At 64.4% G+C, this 21,763-nt stretch carries 22 protein-coding genes; 10 read left to right on the plus strand and 12 right to left on the minus strand.

The annotated features are described in order from the left end of the window. Positions 1–73: 73 nt before the first annotated feature. The 3 genes from FJ960_RS17890 to FJ960_RS17900 form a co-directional block, all read right to left on the minus strand. Entirely contained in the window at positions 74–337 is a 264-nt protein-coding gene (locus FJ960_RS17890) for a helix-turn-helix transcriptional regulator (protein ID WP_140715716.1), read from the minus strand. 285 nt (positions 338–622) lie between these two features. Beyond that, complete coding sequence (locus FJ960_RS17895; RefSeq protein ID WP_140715718.1) at positions 623–1,324, minus strand: phosphatase PAP2 family protein; 702 nt, start codon at positions 1,322–1,324, stop codon at positions 623–625. An 8-nt stretch (positions 1,325–1,332) separates the two neighbouring features. After that, positions 1,333–1,674 carry a hypothetical protein gene (locus FJ960_RS17900; RefSeq protein WP_027146446.1) on the minus strand — a complete coding sequence of 114 codons (342 nt, stop codon included), beginning with the start codon at positions 1,672–1,674 and terminating at the stop codon, positions 1,333–1,335. A 168-nt stretch (positions 1,675–1,842) separates the two neighbouring features. On the opposite strand from FJ960_RS17900, the gene FJ960_RS17905 reads away from it, so the two are divergent. Next, positions 1,843–3,234: a sensor histidine kinase gene (locus tag FJ960_RS17905; RefSeq protein ID WP_140715720.1), complete on the plus strand. Its 1,392-nt coding sequence runs from the start codon at positions 1,843–1,845 to the stop codon at positions 3,232–3,234. Next, complete coding sequence (locus FJ960_RS17910) at positions 3,231–3,893, plus strand: response regulator transcription factor (protein ID WP_140715722.1); 663 nt, start codon at positions 3,231–3,233, stop codon at positions 3,891–3,893. Before FJ960_RS17905 ends, FJ960_RS17910 begins: the two co-directional genes overlap by 4 nt. 221 nt (positions 3,894–4,114) lie before the next feature. On the opposite strand, the gene FJ960_RS17915 is transcribed toward FJ960_RS17910, so the two are convergent. Further along, entirely contained in the window at positions 4,115–4,606 is a 492-nt protein-coding gene (locus FJ960_RS17915) for a hypothetical protein (protein ID WP_140715724.1), read from the minus strand. Between the two features lie 278 nt (positions 4,607–4,884). Here FJ960_RS17915 and FJ960_RS17920 point away from each other — a divergent pair, with 278 nt between their 5' ends. Both FJ960_RS17920 and FJ960_RS17925 read left to right on the plus strand, forming a co-directional pair. Then, positions 4,885–6,888, plus strand: a complete 2,004-nt coding sequence (locus tag FJ960_RS17920; protein ID WP_140715726.1) for a PhoX family phosphatase — start codon at positions 4,885–4,887, stop codon at positions 6,886–6,888. A 132-nt stretch (positions 6,889–7,020) separates the two neighbouring features. Next, positions 7,021–7,245 carry a hypothetical protein gene (locus FJ960_RS17925; RefSeq protein ID WP_140507098.1) on the plus strand — a complete coding sequence of 75 codons (225 nt, stop codon included), beginning with the start codon at positions 7,021–7,023 and terminating at the stop codon, positions 7,243–7,245. Here the strand turns inward: FJ960_RS17925 and FJ960_RS17930 are convergent. Then, positions 7,237–8,421: an NAD(P)/FAD-dependent oxidoreductase gene (locus tag FJ960_RS17930; protein WP_140715728.1), complete on the minus strand. Its 1,185-nt coding sequence runs from the start codon at positions 8,419–8,421 to the stop codon at positions 7,237–7,239. The two genes, FJ960_RS17925 and FJ960_RS17930, sit on opposite strands and share 9 nt — an antisense overlap. 442 nt (positions 8,422–8,863) lie before the next feature. On the opposite strand from FJ960_RS17930, the gene FJ960_RS17940 reads away from it, so the two are divergent. Then, positions 8,864–9,901: a phosphatidylglycerol lysyltransferase domain-containing protein gene (locus FJ960_RS17940; protein ID WP_140715730.1), complete on the plus strand. Its 1,038-nt coding sequence runs from the start codon at positions 8,864–8,866 to the stop codon at positions 9,899–9,901. A gap of 54 nt (positions 9,902–9,955) precedes the next feature. On the opposite strand, the gene FJ960_RS17945 is transcribed toward FJ960_RS17940, so the two are convergent. Both FJ960_RS17945 and FJ960_RS17950 read right to left on the minus strand, forming a co-directional pair. Beyond that, complete coding sequence (locus FJ960_RS17945) at positions 9,956–10,717, minus strand: ABC transporter permease (RefSeq protein ID WP_027146438.1); 762 nt, start codon at positions 10,715–10,717, stop codon at positions 9,956–9,958. A 14-nt stretch (positions 10,718–10,731) separates the two neighbouring features. Further along, complete coding sequence (locus tag FJ960_RS17950) at positions 10,732–11,658, minus strand: ABC transporter ATP-binding protein (RefSeq protein WP_140715732.1); 927 nt, start codon at positions 11,656–11,658, stop codon at positions 10,732–10,734. Between the two features lie 322 nt (positions 11,659–11,980). On the opposite strand from FJ960_RS17950, the gene FJ960_RS17955 reads away from it, so the two are divergent. Both FJ960_RS17955 and FJ960_RS17960 read left to right on the plus strand, forming a co-directional pair. Then, positions 11,981–13,342: a cytochrome ubiquinol oxidase subunit I gene (locus FJ960_RS17955; RefSeq protein ID WP_140715734.1), complete on the plus strand. Its 1,362-nt coding sequence runs from the start codon at positions 11,981–11,983 to the stop codon at positions 13,340–13,342. A gap of 4 nt (positions 13,343–13,346) precedes the next feature. Next, positions 13,347–14,351, plus strand: coding sequence for a cytochrome d ubiquinol oxidase subunit II (locus FJ960_RS17960; RefSeq protein ID WP_140715736.1), 1,005 nt, complete (start codon positions 13,347–13,349; stop codon positions 14,349–14,351). 45 nt (positions 14,352–14,396) lie between these two features. Here FJ960_RS17960 and FJ960_RS17965 read toward each other — a convergent pair whose 3' ends face one another. Then, positions 14,397–16,985, minus strand: a complete 2,589-nt coding sequence (locus tag FJ960_RS17965) for an AAA family ATPase (protein ID WP_140715802.1) — start codon at positions 16,983–16,985, stop codon at positions 14,397–14,399. Positions 16,986–17,208: 223 nt separating this feature from the next. Here FJ960_RS17965 and FJ960_RS17970 point away from each other — a divergent pair, with 223 nt between their 5' ends. From FJ960_RS17970 to FJ960_RS17980, 3 genes are all read left to right on the plus strand, one after another. Then, positions 17,209–17,484: a DUF4242 domain-containing protein gene (locus FJ960_RS17970; protein WP_140715738.1), complete on the plus strand. Its 276-nt coding sequence runs from the start codon at positions 17,209–17,211 to the stop codon at positions 17,482–17,484. After that, complete coding sequence (locus tag FJ960_RS17975; RefSeq protein WP_140507114.1) at positions 17,459–17,725, plus strand: hypothetical protein; 267 nt, start codon at positions 17,459–17,461, stop codon at positions 17,723–17,725. The genes FJ960_RS17970 and FJ960_RS17975 overlap by 26 nt, the downstream gene beginning before the upstream one ends. A 75-nt stretch (positions 17,726–17,800) precedes the next feature. Continuing rightward, complete coding sequence (locus FJ960_RS17980) at positions 17,801–18,307, plus strand: hypothetical protein (RefSeq protein ID WP_140715740.1); 507 nt, start codon at positions 17,801–17,803, stop codon at positions 18,305–18,307. Between the two features lie 102 nt (positions 18,308–18,409). On the opposite strand, the gene msrA is transcribed toward FJ960_RS17980, so the two are convergent. The 4 genes from msrA to FJ960_RS18000 all read right to left on the minus strand — a co-directional run bounded on the left by msrA (position 18,410) and on the right by FJ960_RS18000 (position 21,732). Then, complete coding sequence (gene msrA / locus FJ960_RS17985) at positions 18,410–19,135, minus strand: peptide-methionine (S)-S-oxide reductase MsrA (protein WP_140715742.1); 726 nt, start codon at positions 19,133–19,135, stop codon at positions 18,410–18,412. A gap of 245 nt (positions 19,136–19,380) precedes the next feature. Further along, the gene (locus FJ960_RS17990; RefSeq protein WP_140715744.1) at positions 19,381–19,677 is read right to left on the minus strand and encodes a hypothetical protein; all 297 of its coding nucleotides are present in this window, start codon (positions 19,675–19,677) and stop codon (positions 19,381–19,383) included. Between the two features lie 114 nt (positions 19,678–19,791). Beyond that, the gene (locus tag FJ960_RS17995; RefSeq protein WP_140715746.1) at positions 19,792–20,496 is read right to left on the minus strand and encodes a DUF1223 domain-containing protein; all 705 of its coding nucleotides are present in this window, start codon (positions 20,494–20,496) and stop codon (positions 19,792–19,794) included. A gap of 153 nt (positions 20,497–20,649) precedes the next feature. Further along, a complete protein-coding gene (locus tag FJ960_RS18000) occupies positions 20,650–21,732 on the minus strand; it encodes a TadE/TadG family type IV pilus assembly protein (RefSeq protein WP_140715748.1) in 1,083 nt (360 codons plus the stop codon). Between the last annotated feature and the right edge of the window lie 31 nt (positions 21,733–21,763).

Below are 21,763 nucleotides of genomic sequence, written 5' to 3' on the forward strand. Positions count from 1 at the left end.
CCGCACCTGCAAAGGCGGCGGGATCGTCGGCAGGACTGTCGGCGGTCGCCGTCGCGACTTATGCCGGCTCAGCCTAGGGATCCGGCGGCACGGCGGGCTTGAGACGCACGCCCCTGCCGCCGCGCTCGCTGGGCTGGTTCTCGCCGATCAGTTCCACCCCGGCACCATCGAGAGCCTGGATGACCTTCATCAGCGTATCGACCACGCCCCTGACCACGCCGTCGCTCGCTTCCATGCGCTGGATGGTCGGAAGCGAGACGCCGGCGCGCTCGGCGAGCGTCTTCTGGTCGATGCCGGCCAACGCCCTTGCGGCACGCATTTGCGCGGCAGTGATCATCGGCCGGAACCCATGTCTGAGTCTGCGGAGATAATGTGTAATACCATCATTGTGATGTTTCAAGCATCATTGTAAATGCGTTAGACATAATCGTTGTCGCCTGATTGCCAATTTTCTTCGATACTGCGCGAGAATTTCAAGCTAGGGTGGCGTGCATCCGGGACAGGGGTAGACGCGGTTGACCATTTTCAAGACTTTGATGACATCGGCGTGCTTGCTGTCGATGGTTTTGGCGCTGGCGGGCTGTGGTGGGCACCTCATCAACAGATTGATCTGACAGCGAGGTCAGGCGTCGTCGCTCACCGCCTGGCGCCGTTGCAGAAGCCTCGCCACCAACCAGCATAGCATCGCCCAGGCGAAGCCGGCGCACCAGCCCGCCAGCACGTCCGACGGCCAGTGGACGCCGAGATAGATACGGCTGACGCCGACCAGCACCGTCGTCAGAACCGCCAGGAACAAGATATAGACCTTTGTCGTCCGGCCCGGCAGGAAGCGCGCCGCGAGCGAACCGAGCGTGAGATAGGTCACCGCCGACAGCATGGCATGGCCGCTCGGGAAGGAAAGCGAGGTCTCGTTGACCAGATGCGAAACCAGTTCCGGGCGTGGCCGGTCGACGCCGACTTTCAGCAGGCTCGACAGCACTTGGCCGCCCGCTACCGCAACGAAGATGAGAAGCGCCGTCGCCGGGCGGCGGATCAACAGCAGATAGATGATCATCGCCGTGGTGATCAGCACCAGCACGCTGGTACTGCCAAGGCTGGTGATGTCGCGCATCGCCCCTTCCAGCCATGGCGAGCCGATGGGAACGCCGGGCTGGCCCGGCTGGCGGAAGGCAAGCAGGATTTCGGTATCGAAGGCGTGCGGCGTGGTGGCCCGTGCCACCTCCATCAATTCCTCGAACGCCCACAGCCCACCGGCGATGACCAGGCCGGCCAGCAGCACCGGGAATTCGACCCGGTTGAGCATAGCTTTCGCAGCGTTCTTCATCGGCACCGTTACAACCGCCCTTGCAGATAGGGTCCAAGGGTGATCAGCGCCACGGCGGCGATCGCCAGCGCGATGCCGGCGGCCTGCAGCGCGTTGACGCGCTCGCCGAAGAACACCAGCGCCACGACGTTGACCGAGACCAGCTGGATCACCGCCGAGAGGCTGAAAGACACCGACATGCCGAACTCGCGGATCAGCCGCAGCATGATCAGATTGCCCAGCGAATAGAGCGCGAGCGTCAGCAGGATCTTGCCCAGGCTCGGTGCCAGGCCCCATTGCTTGGCGGCGGTCGCCGCCAGCAGGAAGATCACCGTCGAAAGGCCAAGCTGCAGCAGTCCCGAAAAACTCAACGTCCGTCCCCCTCGAAGCGGCTTTCGCCTGATGTCGCGGACCATGTTTCCGAAGCGCGTCGGGACGTCAAGCGACGTCGTTTCCAACGAAGGTCTTGGCAACGGCGAGACTGAAGCTCAATGTGCTGGAATCGCCCGGCATGTCGATAGAAGGGCGGTCAGGGGACCATGATTCGTATTCTTCAGAACTTGGCGCGGCGCTGGAGCGAGCTTTCCCTTGCCCTGCAATTCGTCGTTGCCGGCGGCTTTGGGCTTCTGGTCGTCATGCTGGTCGTAGGGACCTGGGTGACGACGCAGATCCGGGACGGCATCACTCGCAATTCGGCTGCCACGACGGCCCTTTATGTCGACAGCGTGATTGCGCCGCTACTGCCCGACCTGCGCAAGAGCGAGGAGCTTAGCGCATCCGTCAAACAGGCGCTCGACGAGACGCTCGGCCAGGGCGCTCTCGGCAAACGCCTGGCATCGTTCAGGCTCTGGCGTCGCGACGGCACGGTGCTCTACGCGAAGGACGCGGATTTGATCGGCCGCCGCTTCGACCTGAACAAAAATCTGCGTTCCGCCTTCCAGGGCAGTGTCGTTGCCCAGTTCGATACGTTCGACGAGAACGAAGAGAAGGAGCGGGCCGCGGGCGTGCCGTTGCTCGAGATCTACAATCCCGTGCGCGAACCCTGGTCCGGCGACGTGGTCGCCGTCACCGAATTCTACGAGATCGCCAGCGATTTCAAAGCCACCCTGGCTTCCGCCCTGCTGTCGAGCTGGCTGGTGGTGGCCGGCACCACCTTGACGGCATTCCTGCTTCTGTCGAGCATCGTCCTGCGCGCCAGCCGCACCATCGACGACCAGCGCGGGGCGCTGCGCCGCCAGGTGTCGGAGCTGCAAGGGCTGGTGACGCAGAACAGCGCCTTGCGGCAACGCGTGCAGCGGGCGTCCCGCCGCGCCACCGCACTCAACGAAAGATACCTGCGCCGGATCGGCGCCGACCTGCATGACGGCCCGGCCCAGCTCGTGGCCCTGGCGGCGCTGCGCATGGACAGTCCGGTGTTCACCGGCGACGGCCATGGCAGCGAAGGCCGCTCGACCGAGGTCGCCATGATCCGCAAGACGCTGGAGGACGCGATGCGCGAAATACGCGGCATCTGCACAGGCCTGGTGCTGCCGCAGATAGAAACGGCCGCGGCCGCGGACGTGTTGCGGCTGGCCGTCGAGGAACATGAGCACCGGACGGGCACGTCGGTGAGGCTCACCCTGCCCGGACATTTGCCCGAACCCGGCGCTTCTGAGAAGATCAGCATCTATCGCTTCGTGCAGGAGGGGCTGAACAATGCCTACCGCCACGGGCGGGGCAAGGATCAGGCGGTGCATGCAGGAATGAAAAACGGCAGGCTTTTCGTTGAGGTGTCGGATGGCGGGCCGGGCTTCGATCCGGCGCGGGCCGAGGGGTTGGGGCTGGCCGGCCTCAGGGAGCGCGTTGAAAGCATCGGCGGACAGTTCGAAACCCTGACCGGGCCGAAAGGCACAAAGCTGGTGATCCGTCTTTCAGTCGAGGAGCAAGCATAATGGACGCCATTCGCATCGCCATTGTCGACGACCATCCGCTGTTCCGCGAAGGCGTGACCCGCAGCCTGTCGGAGATCGGAGGCTTCGAGATAGCCGGAGAAGGTGCGACCGCGCAGGACGCGGAACGCATCGTCTCGACCATGCAGCCCGACATATTGCTGCTCGATATTTCGATGCCGGGCGGCGGCCTGGCCGCGGTTGCAAGCATCCTTGCCGACCATCCCGCCCAGAAGATCGTCCTATTGACCGTTTCAGAGGCCAATGGCGATGTCACCAAGGCCCTGAATGCTGGCGTGCGCGGCTATGTCCTCAAAGGCGTTGGGTCGCGCTCGCTTGCCGATATCCTGCGCAACGTGGCGGCCGGCGAAAGCTATCTTTCGCCGATGTTGTCGGCCCGGCTGCTTTCCGATGTGCAGTCCCTGCAGCCTGCCAACGGCGTGGCGGACCGGCTGCGGCAACTCACCGGCCGGCAGACCGAAATCCTGCGGCTGGTGGCGGAGGGACTGAGCAACAAGGAAGTTGCCTTGCGCCTGGAACTGCAGGAGAAGACCGTGAAGCACCACATGACGGGGGTGCTGTCGAAACTCAGCGTGCGAAACCGCACGGAAGCAGCCCTCATGATGCGCGAGTTTCGCGACCGCGAGACGGACCGCTCATAGAGCGGTTCGGCGTCTGCGTAATTCCGCCAGGAGAAAGCGCTGCGCGCTTTTCGCGGGAAAACCGTTTTTTCCTGGAATAAGCCCTCGGGGCATTTGGAACGCCACGCAAAGGAGGTCACCTCCGCCGGGGGGCGGCGGAGGTGACGTGTGAAACTGGTCGTTGCCTGTTGACCAGCTTCACAAGGCCGAAATTCATAAGGCCGAATTCACAGGGCCGAAATTCACAGCGCCTTGAGACGGCTGACATCGGCCGGTGTGGCCGGGCGGTCGATGATGGTGCGGCCGAGCGCATCCTTCATCCTGAAACGGCCGTTCTCGATGTTTTCCGTCATACCGTCCGGGTGCTGAACTGTAATCTTGTTGCCGTCCACGTCGACCTCGTCGCCGGTGGTGGCGTTGACATGGCTGCTCTTGTCGCTGCTCTTGTCGCGCTGGCCCTTGCCATTTCCGTTGTTCCCGCCGCCGCTATTCCCGTTACTGTTCCCGCTATTCCCACTATTCCCGCTGCCACCACCGTTGCCACCATTGCCGCCGTTGCCGCCGTTGCCGCCACCATTGCCACCGTCTCCGCCACCCTTGGCATGTGCGGTCGCGGCATCGATTCCAGGCACGAATCCATGGAAGGCAATTCCATAGGGAGCGACGGTCAGCGCCAGAAGCGCCGCCGATCTCAGAGCCAGGCGACAACAACGGGCCGTAATCGATCCGTGCATACTGATCTCCGTCGATTGAGCCGGCGCGCTCACCCCAACGTTGCAGTGCAACCAACATCGCCGAAAGACGTGGTGACCGAAAGCAGCCTCCGACCGTTGCGTTCGTCCCCCAGGACCTTTGCAGGCGCAAGATTGGACTAAAGTCCCAAGGCCCCGGCGTGAAAACCGGTATCGTGAGGGAGCGGCAGCGCGCATACGATGTCACGAAAATGTGATCGGTCGACTGTAAGGCGGTCGAACAGGCAACAAAATCCAGCCAAATCCAGCCAGAGGCTCCCATGACCGAACATCGCTCCACTGATGCCCGATTCCGCACCAGCCTGCTCGAGGAAAACGAAGGCCCAGCCAACAATCCCAGCGAAAACCGCACGATGGGCGAGATTATCGCCGCGCGGTTCTCGCGCCGTGGCTTCCTCAAGGGCTCGCTTGCCGTCTCGGCGATCGCCGCCACCGTCAGCCCGCTGGCGATGATCGCCGCCGACGATGCTCGCGCCGCGGAAGGCTCGGCCTTCACATTCGACGAGCTGGAGGCCGGTATCGACGACAAGCACCATGTCGCGCCGGGCTACGACGCCGACGTGTTGTTGCGCTGGGGCGATCCGCTGTTTGCCGATTCGCCGGAATTCGACCCGACCAGGCAGTCGGCGCAAGCCCAGGCCAGGCAGTTCGGCTATAACAACGACTATGTCGGCTATGTCGCGATCGACGGCTCGGCGGAACACGGCCTGCTGGTCGTGAACCACGAATACACCAACCCGCATCTGATGTTCCCGGGCATCGTCAAGATCGTCGAGAAGGACGGCAAGAAGTCGGCCGAGGTGGCGCCGCTCTCGAAGGAGCAGGTCGATGTCGAGATGGCCGCCCATGGCGGCACCATCGTCGAGATCCGCAAGGACGGCGGCAAATGGCAGGTGGTGCGTGACGGCAAGCTCAACCGCCGCATCACCTCCAACACCGAGATGGCGCTGTCCGGCCCGGTCGCCGGCCATGACCGCGTCAAGACCAATGCCGATCCGTCCGGAACGAAAGTCTTCGGCACGATCAACAACTGCGCCGGCGGCGTCACGCCCTGGGGCACCTATGTTATGGCCGAGGAGAACATCCACGGCTATTTCTCCGGCGAGCTGCCGGAGGGCCACAAGGAAGCCGCCAACTACAAGCGCCTCGGCATACCGGAAGGCGCCTATGAATGGGGCGCGCATTATGACCGCTTCAACCTCGCCAAGGAGCCGAACGAGCCCAACCGCTTCGGCTGGATCGTCGAGGTCGATGTCAACGACCCGAATTCGGTACCGCGCAAGCGTACTGCCATGGGCCGTTTCAAGCATGAGGGTGCAGAATCGATCGTCGCCAAGGACGGCCGCGTCGTCTTCTATCTCGGCGACGACGAGCGCTTCGACTATGTCTACAAGTTCGTCACCAAGGGCATGTTCAACGCCGGCGACCGCGCGGCCAACAAGGACCTGCTCGACGACGGCACGCTGCATGTCGCCAAATTCGCCGAGGACGGCTCGGTCGAATGGATGCCGATCGTGTTCGGGCAGGGACCGCTGACGGCGGAAAACGGTTTTGCCGGCCAGGCCGACGTGCTGATCGAGACGCGTCGCGCCGCCGACCTGCTTGGCGCCACCAAGATGGACCGGCCGGAAGACATCCAGCCCAATGCCGGCAACGGCAAGGTCTATGTCATGCTGACCAACAATTCCAAGCGCAAGGCCGATCAGGTCGACGCCGCCAACCCGCGCGCCGGGAATGCCTTCGGCCACATCATCGAGATCGTCGAGGACGGCGGCGATTTCGCCGCCACGAAGGGCAAGTGGGAAGTGCTGCTGAAATGCGGCGATCCGGCGGTGGCCGATGTCGGCGCCACCTTCTCCACCGCGACGACGGCCCATGGCTGGTTCGGCATGCCCGACAATTGCGCGATCGATTCGGCCGGGCGCCTGTGGGTCGCCACCGACGGCCAGGGCCCGAAGGCCACCGGCCGCACCGACGGCCTGTGGGCGGTGGACACGGAAGGATCGGCGCGGGCGACCTCGAAACTGTTCTTCCGGGTGCCGATCGGCGCCGAAATGTGCGGCCCGCTGTTCGCGCCGGACGACCAGACCGCTTTCGTCGCCGTCCAGCATCCGGGTGACGGCGGCGAGGACTGGGATGCGTTCGGCCGGCCCTCCTACTACGAGGACCCGTCGACCCGCTGGCCCGATTTCAAGCCGGACATGCCGGTGCGGCCGGCGGTCGTGGCGATCACCAAACAGGGCGGCGGCAAGATCGCCATCTGACGTCGGGCGAGACAAACGAGAGAGGCTCCGGGCATCCGAAGTCCCTCTTTTTGTGTGGCATTGTATTCAAGCCTCGGAAAAGATTGGCAATTTACACGTGGCGCCCTAGATCGCGACCAGGAGATCACCGCCATGCCCAAGTCGATCTACGACCGTGGCCTGCTCAAACCTGACGAAGTGGCCACCTTGCAACGTGTCTTCGATGAGGCCTGCCGCCGACGCGAAGCGCATCCCGAATCCGCCAAGGCGCGTGAATTGGCTCTCACCTTGCTCGCCCTCTACAATGCCGGCATGGTCGACGAGGAGATGCTGACCGAGGCTGTCGGTTTCCGGCGGCTGGAGCCGAAATCAGCGTGAGGTGCCCGGCTGACCGGGACCGGCGATCCGCCCGGCTATCGCCCTGGCCAATATGGCGGCATTGGCGAAGCAGCCGCGGATGCTCGGCCGCATGCCGGTGAACCACAGGCCGGGCCATTTCGGGTCGGCCTGGCCGCCGTTGAAGAGCGGAACGCCCTTTTCGTCGAGCACGCCGAGATCGCCGACCATGCGCTCCAGCCCGGTACGGTAGCCCGTCGCGGCTATGACGATGTCGGGAGCAACCATGCTGCCATTGGCCAGGATGACGCCATCGCGGGTGAACTCCCGTATCGCCGGCACGACCACGATCCTGCCCGATTTGATGGCATCGACGGCGCCGTCGTCCGCGGCGATCGCGGTATAGTCCGAAGTCAGGCGGCTGGCGCCGCCGGCGGGTGCCGGCGGCATGCCGAATTTGGTGAGATCGCCGAAAACCAGGCGCTGCGTCACCGCCATAACCGCATCGGCGACGCGCAGCGGCAAGCAAGCCATGAGCGGCGAGAGGCGGTGTACGGCGATCTTGCCGACGCGCTTGGGCAAAAGGGCGGGACCGTTGCGAGCCGACAGCCAGACAGCGGCGGTGTCGACGCCCGCCAGGTGATTGAGGGCGTCGAAGCCCGAATTGCCGGCGCCGACAACCAGGACCTTCTTGCCTGCATAGGCCCGGGCGTCGCCAAAATCCGCCGAATGGATGATGCGGCCCGCGAACGCCCGCATGCCCTTCCATTGCGGCGTGTAGGGCTCCCTGTCGCGGCCGGTGGCGACAACGACGTGACGCGCCAGGCGCGAGCCGGCGCTGGTGCGCACGATCCAGTGGTCGCCCGCGAACATGATGGCCTCGGCGGAAACGCCAAACTCGACCGGCAAACGGTTCGCCTCATGGAAATCGTTCATATGGCGGATGACGACATCCCGGTGCGGAAAGGCGGGGGTCCCCTTGGGATAGGCAAGGCCGGGCAGCGCCGAGAGATCGCGGTGGGTGTTGAGGTGCAACTGCTCGTGGCGCCGGCGCCAGGGCTCGGCGAGCCGGCTTTCCTTCTCGAGGACCGCCGTCGCCACGCCGGCCTTCATCAAAGCCCGCGCGACAGCCAGCCCGGCGACGCCGGCGCCAATGACGATCGCCGGCTCGATCGCTGCCATCTGCTCCATCATCGTCCCGGGTGTCGTATCAGCCATTCACTCTCGAATCCCGTTCGCCCTTGCGGCAACCCCGAAAGGCTCGCAGGCCGTTGTAACAGTTTGATCGCGTGCAGGACCCGAACGGCAACTCGATGCCGATCTTCGAAGGCCCCGCGCCGAGGCGCGATCTCGCTCCGGAGCATTCCACCGCCCGGTGGAAACTGCCGGTCGCGGTACCGCGGCCAAAACAACGACAGGAGCGGATTACCCGCTTCTGTCCGAATACATCCAGCCCTATATGGCATATCGGCGGCATCGGCGATAATCAGGTCGCGGCAAAGTGATTGATTCGAGGTCCGGGGGCTGGGGATCTCGTCACGGACGTGGGCATTCGAAACCGGCAATCGATTTCGGCTACCCGCGAGAAATCAGGACGCCGTGGCGCGTCTTGCGTGTCGACCGACACGTCGCGCCATAAACGGCACGCGGAATCTCGACCATGCCCTCCTTGCGGATCTATTTCGACAACATCCTCGAGGGGGCCTCGCCCAAGGTCGAGCGCCAGGCGCTGGCGCATGTCGAGCGGCTGGCGCTGGTTCGCCGCCATGGCGACTTCTCGCTCGCCTATTCCACCGCCGTGCAGCACAAGCTTTCCTATTTTGGCGACGCCGACGGCTACATCGCCTTCGGCACCAAGATGAAGCATCATTTCGCGCTCGGCGATCCGGTGGCGGCGCCGGCGCAGCGGCCCGATTATATCAGACGCTTCGTCGAGAGTGCCGGCGGCCCATGGTTCGTGCAGATCGGCGAACAGACCGCCCAGGTCCTTGCCGGCCTCGGCTACAAGGTCAACCGGCTGGGCATCGATACCCGCCTGCCGCTGCCCGACCATGATTTCTCCGGCAAGCGAAACGAGACGGTGCGCTATTCCGAGCGCTGGCTGCTGAAGAAAGGCTTTTCGTTCGAGGAGGACAAACGCACGATCAACCTCGACGAGATCTCCCGGCTCTCCCAGAATTGGCGCGGCGACCGCATCGTCAAGCGATGGGAGATGGGTTTCCTCAACCGTCCGTTTTACAATCAGCTCGGCAGCGACATGCGCCGTTTCGTGCTGCACGGTCCCGATGGCGACCTGGTCGCCCTGCTCGACTTCGATCCGATGTTCGCTGGCGGCAAGGTGATCGGCTACACCACCGCCTTCAAGCGCAAGCATATCGATGCCTCGCCGCATGCCGAGATCGGCCTGACCAAATTCGCCGTCGACCGGTTTCGCGAGGAAGGCATTTCGGTGGTGACACTCGGCCTGTCGCCGCTCGTCGATGTGGGTCCCAGCGGATTTGCCGAAAGCGACTTCTGGCGCAACACCTTCCAGCGCGCCTACGATTCGCCCTGGGTCAACCGCCGCAGGTTCAACCTGCAGGGCCAGGCGGCATTCAAGCGCCGCTTCCACGGCGTCGAGGAGCCGGTCTACATCGCCTTTCGCGAGGGGACCTACATCGAGATGCTGGGATTGCTGCGGCTGGTCAAGGCGATTTGAGATCTGCCCTTTCCTCGCCCCGCGGAGCGGGGACAGGAACCAAGTCCCAGCCGATCAGTTCCGCAGCCGGTAGCCGGTCCGGAAGATCCAGGCGACGATCGCGATGCAGACGGCCAGGAACACCAGCGTCATGCCGAGGCTGATGCCGACCGAGACGTCGGCCTTGCCGTAGAAACTCCAGCGGAAACCGCTGATCAGGTAGACCACCGGGTTGAACAGCGTGATCGTCTTCCAGATGCCGGGCAGCATGTGGATCGAATAGAAGCTGCCGCCGAGGAAGGTCAGCGGGGTGACGATCAGCAGCGGCACCAACTGCAGCTGCTCGAAGCTTTTCGCCCAGATGCCGATGATGAAGCCGAACAGGCTGAAGGTCACCGCCGTCAGGATCAGGAAGGCGAGCATCCAGAACGGATGTTCGATGTGCAGCGGCACGAACAGCGAGGCCGTGGCCAGGATGATCAGGCCGAGGATGATCGACTTGGTGGCCGCGCCGCCGACATAGGCGATGACGATCTCCAGATAGGAGACCGGCGCCGACAGAAGCTCGTAGATCGAGCCGACGAATTTCGGGAAATAGATGGCGAAGGAGGCGTTGGAGATCGACTGCGTCAAGAGCGACAGCATGATCAGTCCCGGCACGATGAAGGCGCCATAGCTGATGCCGTCGATCTCGGTGATGCGCGAGCCGATGGCCGAGCCGAAGACGACGAAATAAAGCGATGTCGAGATGACCGGCGAGATGATGCTCTGCAGCACGGTGCGGAACGCACGCGCCATCTCGACCCGATAGATCGCCCACACCGCACGTAGATTCATGGCCGCGCGCGGGTTCATGGCTCTTGCCTCAGGAGATTGACGAAGATCTCTTCGAGCGAACTGTTCTTGGTGTCGAGATCGCGGAATTGAATGCCGGCCGCCTCGAGATCGCGGATCAGCGAGGCGACGCCCGGCCGGTCGCTCTGGTTGTCATAGGTATAGGTGAGCTGGTTGCCGTCCGGCGACAGTTCGAGCGCGTAGTTCGAGAGGCCCTCGGGCACGCTGCCGAGTGGCGCGCGCAGCTCCAGCCTCATCTCCTTGCGGCCGAGCTTGAGCATCAGTTCGGCCTTGTCCTCGACCAGGATGATCTCGCCGCGGTTGATGACGCCGACGCGGTCGGCCATGGCCTCGGCTTCCTCGATATAGTGCGTGGTGAGGATAATGGTGACGCCATCCTCGCGCAGCCGGCGCACCATCGCCCACATGTCCTGGCGCAGTTCGACGTCGACGCCGGCGGTCGGCTCGTCGAGGAACAGGACGCGCGGCTCGTGCGACAGCGCCTTGGCGATCATCAGCCGCCGCTTCATGCCGCCCGAAAGCGTGATCGCCTTGGCATCCTTCTTGTCCCACAGCGACAGATCGCGCAGCACCTTCTCGACAAAGGCCGGATTGGCCGGCCTGCCGAACAGGCCGCGGCTGTAATTGACGGTTGCCCAGACGCTCTCGAAGGCGTCGATGGTGAGTTCCTGCGGCACCAGCCCGATCAGGCTGCGCGCGGCGCGATAGTCCTTGTTGATGTCGTGGCCGTCGACGGTGACGGTGCCCGACGAGCGGTTGACGATGCCGCAGACGATCGAGATCAGCGTCGTCTTGCCGGCGCCGTTGGGACCGAGCAGCGCGAAGATCTCGCCGCGCGCTATGTCGAGGCTGACTTCCTTGAGCGCGGTGAAGCCGGTGGCGTAGGTCTTGGAGACCCCGGAAATGGAAAGAATGGAGGGCATGGCTGAAAACGGCTGCTTGAAAGAGGTGACTTGATATAGGCCTGTTGTCGCCCAGTGCAACTGCAAGTCAATGCCCTGCTGCCAGTTCTCGACATTGAAGCCGGGGGCCGGTTGGAAATGGGTGGCTTCTATTCGGTAAAATTGTCCTGTGGCGTTCAGCCTCGCGGCGGGACGCCGCTTTGACCTGACCCAGCTTCGGGCTTATCCTTCGCCAGTATTGGAGCAATTCCAGGAAAAGTGTGAAGCGGTTTTCCCGGGAAAGGCGCATAACGCTTTCCCTAGGGAATTGCGGCAAAATAAATAATAGCAGCCGGAGCCCGCCATGGACCCGCTTATTCTCTCGCGCATGCAGTTCGGCGCGAATATCTCGTTCCATATCCTGTTTCCGACGATCACCATTGCCCTTGGCTGGGTGCTGCTGTTCTTCAAGCTTCGCTACAACGCGACCAATGATTCCGCCTGGATGCGCGCCTATTTCACCTGGGTGAAGGTGTTCGCGCTGTCCTTTGCCATGGGCGTGGTTTCGGGCGTCACCATGAGCTTCCAGTTCGGCACCAACTGGCCGGGCTATATGCAGCATGTCGGCAACATCGCGGGACCGCTGCTCGCCTACGAGATACTCACCGCCTTCTTCCTTGAAGCGGCCTTCCTCGGCATTATGCTGTTCGGCTTCCGCCGCGTTTCCAACCGCGTCCACACGATGGCGACGGTGCTGGTCGCCGGCGGCACCACCCTATCGGCCTTCTGGATCATCGCGCTCAATTCCTGGATGCAGACCCCGGCGGGTTTCGAAATGCGCGACGGCGTCGCGCACGCCGTCGACTGGTGGGCCATCGTCTTCAACCCGTCCATGCCCTATCGGCTGGTGCACATGCTGCTCGCCTCGGGGCTGACGGTGTCGTTCCTGATCGCTGGCCTGTCGGCGCTGCGCTACCTCAAGGGCGACCGTTCGGAATCGATGTGGAAGGCGCTGCGCACCGGCGTCTTCACCGCCGCCATCCTGATCCCGATCCAGATCCTGGCCGGCGACCAGCATGGGCTGAACACGCTGGAGCATCAGCCGCAGAAGATCGCCGCCATGGAGGCCAACTGGAACACCGGCCCCAACGTGCCGCTGGTGCTGTTCGCGCTGCCCGACGAGGCGGCCAGGCAAAACAAGTTCGAGGTCGCGATTCCCGACGGCGCCAGCCTTATCCTGCGGCACAGCATCGACGGTGTCGTGCCGGGGCTGAACGATTTTCCGGGCAACCACCCGCCGGTCTTTCCGCTCTTCTGGAGTTTCCGCATCATGGTCGGCACCGGGCTTTTAATGCTCGCCGTCTCGTGGTCGGCCGCCTTCTTCCTCAAGCGCCGGCATTCGCTGCCCAAGCCGCTCGCGCTGCTGATGGTGCCGATGGCGCTGTCGGGCTGGCTGGCGACACTGGCCGGCTGGTACACGACCGAGATCGGCCGCCAGCCCTGGCTGGTGACCGGCGTGCTGAAGACCGCCGACGCCGTCGGTCCGGTGGCCGGCAGCCATGTCGCGCTGACGCTCGCCGTCTACCTTCTCCTCTACCTGCTTTTGCTGATCGCCTATCTCGGCGTGCTGGTGCACCTGGCGCTGAAGGCGGCCAAGGATGGCGACACCTCGCCGCTGCCGGGTGTGATGAAGACGGCCATGTCGCAACCGGCGGCGGGGGAGTGAAAAGATGAGCTACGACTGGCCAACCCTGCTCCCCCTCATCTTCGCCGGCCTGATGGGCCTTGCCATTCTGATCTACGTCATCCTCGACGGCTTCGACCTCGGCATCGGCATGCTGTTCGCCGCCGCCGAAGACACCGAGCAGGACACGATGATCGCGGCGATCGGCCCGTTCTGGGACGCCAACGAGACCTGGCTGGTGCTGGCCGTCGGCCTGCTCCTAGTCGCCTTTCCGCTGGCGCATGGCGTCATCCTCACCGCGCTCTACATTCCGGTCTTCGTGCTGCTGGTCGGACTGATCCTGCGCGGCGTCGCCTTCGATTTCCGCGCCAAGGTGCCGGCCGGCCGCAAGCACCGCTGGAACCGTATTTTCTTCCTGGGCTCACTCACCGCCTCGCTGGCGCAAGGCTACATGCTGGGCGTCTATGTGCTCGGCCTCGATGTCGGGCCGGGCGGCATGGCGTTCGGCGTGCTGGTGGCGTTCTGTCTTGCTGCGGCTTATGCCGCGATGGGCGCTGCCTGGGTGATCTACAAGACCGAGGGCGAGCTGCAGAAGAAGGCGGTGCTCTGGCTGCGCACGGCGCTGGTGCTGACCGCGCTCGGGATGGCCGCCGTGTCGCTGGCGACACCCTTCGCCAGCCCGCGTATCTTCGCCAAATGGTTCGATTGGCCGCGGATGCTCTATCTGTCGCCGCTGCCGATCCTGTCGGCGCTGCTGTTTCTCTGGCTGTGGCGGCAGACCTTCCACCTGCCGCGGCCCAACGACCGCCATTCGCTGACGCCGTTCCTGACGCTGGCCGCCATCTTCGCGCTCGGCTTTGCCGGCCTTGCCTGGTCGTTCTATCCCTATGTGGTGCCCGATCGCCTGACCATCTGGCAGGCGGCGTCGGCGACCGAAAGCCTGGCCATCATCCTGGCCGGCACCGTGGTGGTGCTGCCGGTGATCATCTTCTATTCGTTCTACGCCTACCGCGTGTTCGGCGGCAAGGCGACGGATTTGACGTATGATTGAGGCTCTGACCTACGAGTAGGACGGGCGGCGGATCAAACTGCCGGTTCAGATCAGCCCGCTGTCTCGCGCGGCGGCGGTGGCCTCACCGCGCGACACGGCCTCGAGCTTGCCCAGCACCGCCGAGACATGGTGGTCGACCGTTTTGGGCGAAATGGCGAGATGCTCGGCGATGCGCTTGTTGGACAAGCCGCGCTCGATCAGCTGCAACACTTCCATCTGGCGCTCTGTCAGGCCGGCGCGGTTGGCGCGCGTGGAGCGGCGCGGGCCACGGGCGATGTGAATGACGCCGCTTCGGCGCATGATGTCGCGCACGTGCTGGGCGACCGGCCGGGCACCGAGCGCCTCGAATGTCTCCAGTGCTACCCGCTGCGCGGCCTCGTCGCCCTGGGCAAGCGCCAATGCCCGTTCGTAAGGTGCGTCGAGCTCGGCCCAGGCCGAGGCCGCGCCACGCCAGTCACCGGTGAGCAGCATCTTGTACGGCAAGGCCATGCCGGCCGTGTCTCCGGGATCGACATCCGGTGCCAGCATCTGCCGCCAGACGGCCAGTTCGGCAAAGACCGCCCGCGTCGGTGACAGACCTTCGGCAAGCCCGATGAACCGCAGCGCCTCCTCCTTGTCCGCCTGCCCGAGCCAGGCTTGTTCGGCAACCACCGCCGCGTAGGGCAGCAGCCGCTGCAGCTCGATCCCCTTTTCCAGAAACCGCTTCATCTCCGCCAGAAGCGGCTCGGCCGACGGGTCGCCGCGCCGAAGGCGAAGTTTGGCCAGCGCAACCAAGGCGGGATAGCGCACCAGGGCCGTGGCCTGATCGTTGCCGATCACGTCCAGCGCCTCGGAAGCCGCCTCATCCCAGCATCCCTGACGCAGCCGCAACTGTGCGCGCACGCCGTGCATGTAGTCGCGCCATGTCGCCAGATCGTTCTCGACGCAATAGTCGATGCCGCGATCGAGGAAGGATTGAGCCTCGCGGTAGTCGAGCTGGTTCATGCCGCCACAAGCGCAATTGGTGAAGGCGCGTGCCGCGTGCTCCTGAAAATTCTCCTGCAGCGCGATTTCGAGGCTGCGGGCAAGATGCCGCCGGCTGCTGGCCAGATCCAGCCACTGCTCGGCGGCGCCGACATTGTTGAGCGCGTGGCAGACGACATCCGACCGGTTCAACCGTTCGGCGAGCTCTATCGCCCTGGAGCCCAGCGACAATGCCTCGTGCAGTCTTTCGGCCAGCATCGCCAGCTGCGAAAGGTTGGAATAGGCCATGGCAAGTTCGGCACTGGGCCCAACGGCCTCCAGCAACGCGACCGCCTGGGCGCCGAACCGGTCGGCGGCCTGTCGGTCGCCCAGGAGATAGGCGAAGCGGGACAGCCATCTGAGGCTGTCGCCTTCCTTCAGACTATCGCCGAGCGCCTGCCGCAGTGCGCGCGCCTGCTCCTGCGCCTTGATGGCCTCGTCGATGCGCGCGATCAAATGGCACTCGAAGGCATACTGCTCGTAAAGCCCGGCGCGCTCTTGCGCGGGCAAGGTGTCGGCCTGGCGCAAGGCGACCTCGTAATAGCCGGCGGCGTCGCGATGAGCGCCAACCCGGGAGGCCTCGCGTGCGGCGACCGGCGCCAGTGCGCGCACCGTCTCAAGATTGTGTGCCTCCACCGCGTGATGGACCAGCCGCGCGGTGGCGACATCGCCCCTTTCGAGCAGCGCCGACAGAGCGCGCTGGTTGAACGCCCGCCGGTGGCTGGTCGTCAGCATGGTCTCGATGGCGTGGCGGGCGATCTCGTGGCGAAACGCATAGGCGTCGCCCAGATCGTCCAGCAAACCGTTGGATACGCATTCCGCCAGCTGGCCGGCGCTGGCCACGCCGCACAGGCCCGCCAGGGCCCAGGCGTCGGCGCGCCGGGGAAATACCGAGACGGCGTCGAGCATCGAACGGGCACCGGCCGACAGACGTTCGGCGCGCGCGAGCACCACGTCGCGCACGCTGGCCGGCAGCGCCGTTTCGCATTCGCAGCTCAACAGTTCGGTGACGAAAAAGGCGTTGCCGGCGGTCGCCCGGTAGATGGCATCGCCGTCTCGGCCGGCGGCACCGGCGAGCGACAGCACCGCCGCTTCGCTCAAAAGCGGCACGTCGATCCGTGCAACGCTTGCGGCCGGGATTTCACCCAGCGCGCGGCGCACGCGCATCTGGCCCTCGCTGCGGTCCGTGCGCGCCGTCAGCAGCAGCAGGATGTGGGTGTTGGCGATGCGGCGGCCGAGAAAGCGGACGAAGTCGAGCGTCGCGTCATCGGCCCAGTGCAGGTCCTCGATCACCAGAAGGGTCGCGCCCGTTCTCGCCTCGAAGACATCCAGTGCATCGGAAAACAGCGGCAGCCGCTCTCCCCGCCGCGCGTCGACCGCCTGCGGCATTGCCCATTGCGCCTCGCGTGCAAGGTCGTAGAGCGGCCCGAGCGGATCGGGAATCGACAGGTCTTCGCAGGCGCTGCGGAAGATCTGGGCCCGCGCACCGGTTTCGCCGATGAAGGCTTCGACAAGGGCCGACTTGCCGGCGCCCGCTTCGCCCGACAACGCCGCCACGTGACCGCGGCCGCGACCTGCCTGCGCCAGCAAGCCGTCCAATTGCGCCAGCTGTTCCTGCCGTTCCAGAAGCATCGTCATTGGCTCATGTGATCCTGGCTGCGGCCGCCGCAGCCCAGCCCGGCCGCCAGGGTAGCCGGGCTCGGTATCTGCTGTGTGGCTCCTGGACTAAACGCCGTTAACATGGGGAATCGTCCCGCCAAACATAGGGAAAGGTTCCGATGCGCGCCGTTGACGGGCGTGATCATGTCCAGCCGCGCTCAATTCGAGCGTGTCCAATGGAAAAGGGAACCTCGATATGCCCCGCTATGTGGTTGAACGTACATTTCCTGACGGCCTCAGCGTGCCGATGAACGGTGCCGGCGCCGATGCACTGGCCGGAGTGATCATGCGCAATGCGGAGAAGGGCGTCACCTGGGTGCAGTCCTTCGTGTCGCCCGACAAGAAGCAGAGCTTCTGCATCTATGACGCGCCTTCGCCGGAGGCGATCCGCAGCACTGCCCAGAAGAACTCCCTGCCTGTCGACAAGATCACGGAGGTACGGGTTCTTGACCCTTACTTTTACCGCCCATGAAAGTCCGATCAGCCAGCGCAACGGCGACATGTCCGACATGCCGGCCAGCGACACGACACCTGCCATGGGAGATGGCCGCCGGGCGTGGGGCTTGCCCCGCCGCCTGTGGCGGATCGTGTCGGCGCTTTCCGCGCAATTGCCGGGGAGGCGCCGGCCACCGGAAGGCGACTATCTAAGGCGCGACATCGGCCTGCCGGAGCGCGAAGAGCTGCCCCACTACTGGGACTTCACCCGGCTGTAACCACCGATATGTCCGGCCGTCCGGCTTCGCTGCGAGGAGCGGCTGCTCCCGCGCACATCAAAACGAGGAGAGAATATGAATATCCATCTATGGGCCAAACACCTCATCAACCTGTCGCTACTGTCGATCGCGGCCACGGCGGCGAATGCCCATGATACAGGCGCGCTGGACGAGAAGGTGCGGGCAGCCAATAGCCGCTTCGAGAATGTGGCGATGGCGACCGCCGAAGGCTATGCGCCGATCCCGTGCGCCAGCGGCGTCACCGGGGGCGCCATGGGCATCCACTACGTCAATGCCGCCTATCTGAAAGACGACACGGTCGATGTCGCCAAGCCGGAGGCGGTGATGTACGAGCCAACGGCCGACGGCAAGCTCAGGCTTGTTGCCGTCGAATACATCACCTCGAAAGGTCCGGCCTCGCTGGCAGGGCAGCTGTTCAACTTCAACAGCGCTCCCAACCGCTATGGTTTGGGAGCTTTCTACGAACTGCATGTCTGGGCGTGGAAGAAGAACCCGACCGGGACCTTTGCCGACATGAACCCTGACGTGTCGTGCGATGCAATGAAGGCCGACGGCATGTAGCCGGCCTTCACCCCGGGGCCAACGCGCCAGTGCCCACCCAGGCGGGGCGGGCGGAGCCGATTGGTCCCGGGGGACACTCACCCGCGGGACGTCGCGGCAAAGTCAGTTCGAAGCCGACAGCACCAGCACCGGCTTTTCGCTGTACAGCGACGGGAACAGCGTCTTCAAATTAGCCACCTTGGGCAAGTCGTTGTAGACGATGTAGGGGTAGGTCGGGTTCAGCGTCAGGAAATCCTGGTGGTAGTTTTCGGCCGGGTAGAAGGTCTTGCCGGTCTCCAGCGTGGTGACGATGGGTTCGGAAAACACCTTGGCCTTGTCGAGCTGGGCGATATAGCTCTGCGCGATCTTCTTCTGGGCGTCGTTTTCGGCAAAGATCGTCGAGCGGTACTGCGTGCCCGAGTCCGGACCCTGGTAGTTGAGCTGGGTCGGATTGTGGGCGACCGAGAAATAGACCTGCAGCAGCTGGCCATAGGTCACCTTGGACGGATCATAGGTGATCTCGACGGATTCGGCGTGGCCGGTGCGGCCGGTGCCGACCGTCTCGTAGACGGCGTCGTCCTTGGCGCCGCCTGTATAGCCCGAGACCGCCTTGCTGACGCCCTTGACGTGCTGGAACACGCCCTGCACGCCCCAGAAGCAGCCGCCGGCGAAGATGGCCTTCTCGCTGCCTGGAGCCGCCTTTTCGTCGATTGCCGGCGGCGGGATTTTCACCGCGTCCTCGGCGGAGATGGCCGGCGTCAGCCAGAAGGCGGCGCCCGCGACGGCAAGGGCGAGTGCGGCGAGCCCGCCGCGGACAAAGCCGGTCGAACGATTCTTGATATTGGTCATGGTTGCACTCCTCATGGTTTCCCCTGGGATCGGTCCATTGGGGATCAGTCTATTGGATCGGCTGCCGTGGCGCGATGCGCGAGTTGCGGCGGAGGCTCACATTCGCGTGCGGCCCGGACTTTTTGCCTTGACGTCATTCCCGACGCATAACCGCTTCAGCTTTCCGGGATTGCTCCGGCAACTGTCCCCGGCTGGACAGGGAGCCCGCCAGGGACAGAAGGCCACGCGCCAATCTCAATTGGCTATCAATTGGCCGTGGCATCCGTTGCCGGCTTCATCGCATCGGTCGCCGGTTTCATCGCGTCCGTCGCGGGCTTCATGGCATCGGCGGCGGGCTTCATGGAGTTGGTGGCCATCGGGTCGGCCGGCTTCATCGCATCGGTTGCCGGTTTCATGGCGTCCGCGGCCGGCGCCATGGCGTTGGCGGCGGGCTTCATCGTGTTGGTGGCGTCATCGGCGCGCGCGATGCCGCCGGCAGACAGCGCCGTCGAGCAGAGAGCGAGCGCGAGCGCCGGCAGCGTCAGGCGGGAGAAATTGGTCATGATAGGCTTCCTTGCGGGGTTGATGGCACGCCCTTTCCGGGCGGCCGGGCTCTTGCGCCGCTGTCCGTGCGGCGACGCAAATTTCTGCTTGGCAAATCTCTGCTTGGACGCGATCTAGTTGGCGGCGGCGGCCAGGATCGGCCCGCCGCCGGGCGACTGCACCAGCACGGCGGTACTGAGGCCGCCCGAGGCTGCCGGCAAATCGAGCGTCTTGGCCTCGCCGCTCCAGCTGCCGAGTTTTGTCAGCGCATGCACGACATTGGCGTGCGGCAAGGTGCGGCCGGTGTTTTCGCCGCGCGCCACCGGCACCTCGACGACACCCTTGGTGTAGTGCACCAGCCAGACATCGGCCTTGCCGCCCGGTGCCGCACCGGCGCCGATCGCGACCTTGCCGCCCTCGAGCGACAGCGAGGGACCGCCGGTCTTGGCCGTCGCGGCGATCAGATGTTCGATCTGGCCGGGCGCGGCGCCGACGACATCGGCATGGCCGTTGACCACCACTTGCGGCGTGAACGGTCCGTCATGGCCGAGCGGGCGCTCGTAGGAAACCTGGCGCTGGGTGAACTCCTGCTTGCCGAACGTGTCCTTCCAGCCGAGATAGTCCCAATAGGTGACGTTGAAGGACAGCGCCAGCACGCCGGGCCGGTCCTTGACCTTGATGAGATTGGCATTGGCCGGCGGGCAGGACGAGCAGCCCTGGCTGGTGAACAGCTCGACCACGGTGAGCGGCTGGGCGGCTGCCGCGCCGAGCGAGGCGGCGAGCGCCAGCGCGGCGAAGCCGGACAGTGCGAGAAACCTGCTGGATATGACTGGCGACATCGGCGTGCTCCGTGGGGACGGCGCCACGATGCGCCCGTCATGTCCCCACTTCGCCGCCACCACGAGCTTCGTTACAGCGCTCACCGCTTTGTGATTGAAGAGCGCCAGCGCTTTTTCCCTTCTGCCCCGTGGGAGAAGGAAGACGCGTCTACATCACTGCGTCAGCGCAGTGTCCGAGGGGCGCTTGTTGAAGTCGCATTTGCCGGTGACGTTGTAGAAGAAGTCGGCGTTGCCGACAGGCGCCGGAACCGAGTTGCCACCGTCTTCCCAGGCCTGATAGGCTGTCGAGCCGCAAGGTACGAGGCCGAAGATGTCGACGACCTGGCCGGTCGCGGTTTCTGTGTAGTTGGTATTGCCGGTCTGTGGATCCTTGATCCCGCTGTAGAGCCGGTTGGAGGTGGCCGGATCATTCGACTTGAGGTATTGCGGGTTCCCTGATGGCACATACATCTGCAGACTGAGGCCACCCATCTGGCTGACATCGATGGACGCGCCGGTGCCATTGGCGGGATACATCGTGTCGACACAGTAAAATTTCGTCAGAAACTTGTCGGTCTGGATCACCGCACCGGCGGGCGGGTTGGAGCCGGCGAGCTTGCAGACCTGCGTCTGGGCCACCGTGGCGACGGTCTTGCCGGTTGAATCAGTCGTAAGGATGCTGGTGGTGGTGGTGCCATAGCCCTTCGGGTCTCCGGTCTTGCCATAGACGTAGTCGATCGTCATCAGCGGCTTGGCCACCGTCGCGCCGAACTGCGTACCGTAGAGCGTCATCGTCTTGTTCCAGTAGCCCGACACTCCGGTGACCTTGAAGTCCGCCTTGACCAGCGCCGGCGGCTTGCTGACCGCCGAGGCCACGGCGATCGGTACGGTGTCAATCCTGGCGATGGTCATGAAGACGGTCGGCATGGCGAAACTTGCCGTGGCCTGCGCGGTGGTGGCGCTGGTGGCGGTGCCACCCACGAAGTTGGTCAGCGTCGCGGTGCCTTGTCCGCCATTGGCTATGAAGGAATCCTGCAGCATCGTCTGGCGCTGCGAAAGTGTCGCCGTGGTGTCCATGGTGGTGATCGTCAGGATCGCGGCATCCAGCGCCTGCTGCTGGTTGGACTTGGTCTGGACCGCGCTTGTATAGTCGACCGAGAAGCCGACGGCCGCGATCAGCGGCATCAGCATCACCAGGAAGAGCGGCATCATCGACCCGCTGCGGGAGCGGGCAAAGCCGCGCAAAACCCTGAACATTTCGACCCCCAACAGACATTAGCGTTCGTTC

Origin of the sequence: Mesorhizobium sp. B2-3-11 (assembly GCF_006442215.1) — a bacterium.
GTDB classification, from domain to species: domain Bacteria; phylum Pseudomonadota; class Alphaproteobacteria; order Rhizobiales; family Rhizobiaceae; genus Mesorhizobium; species Mesorhizobium salmacidum.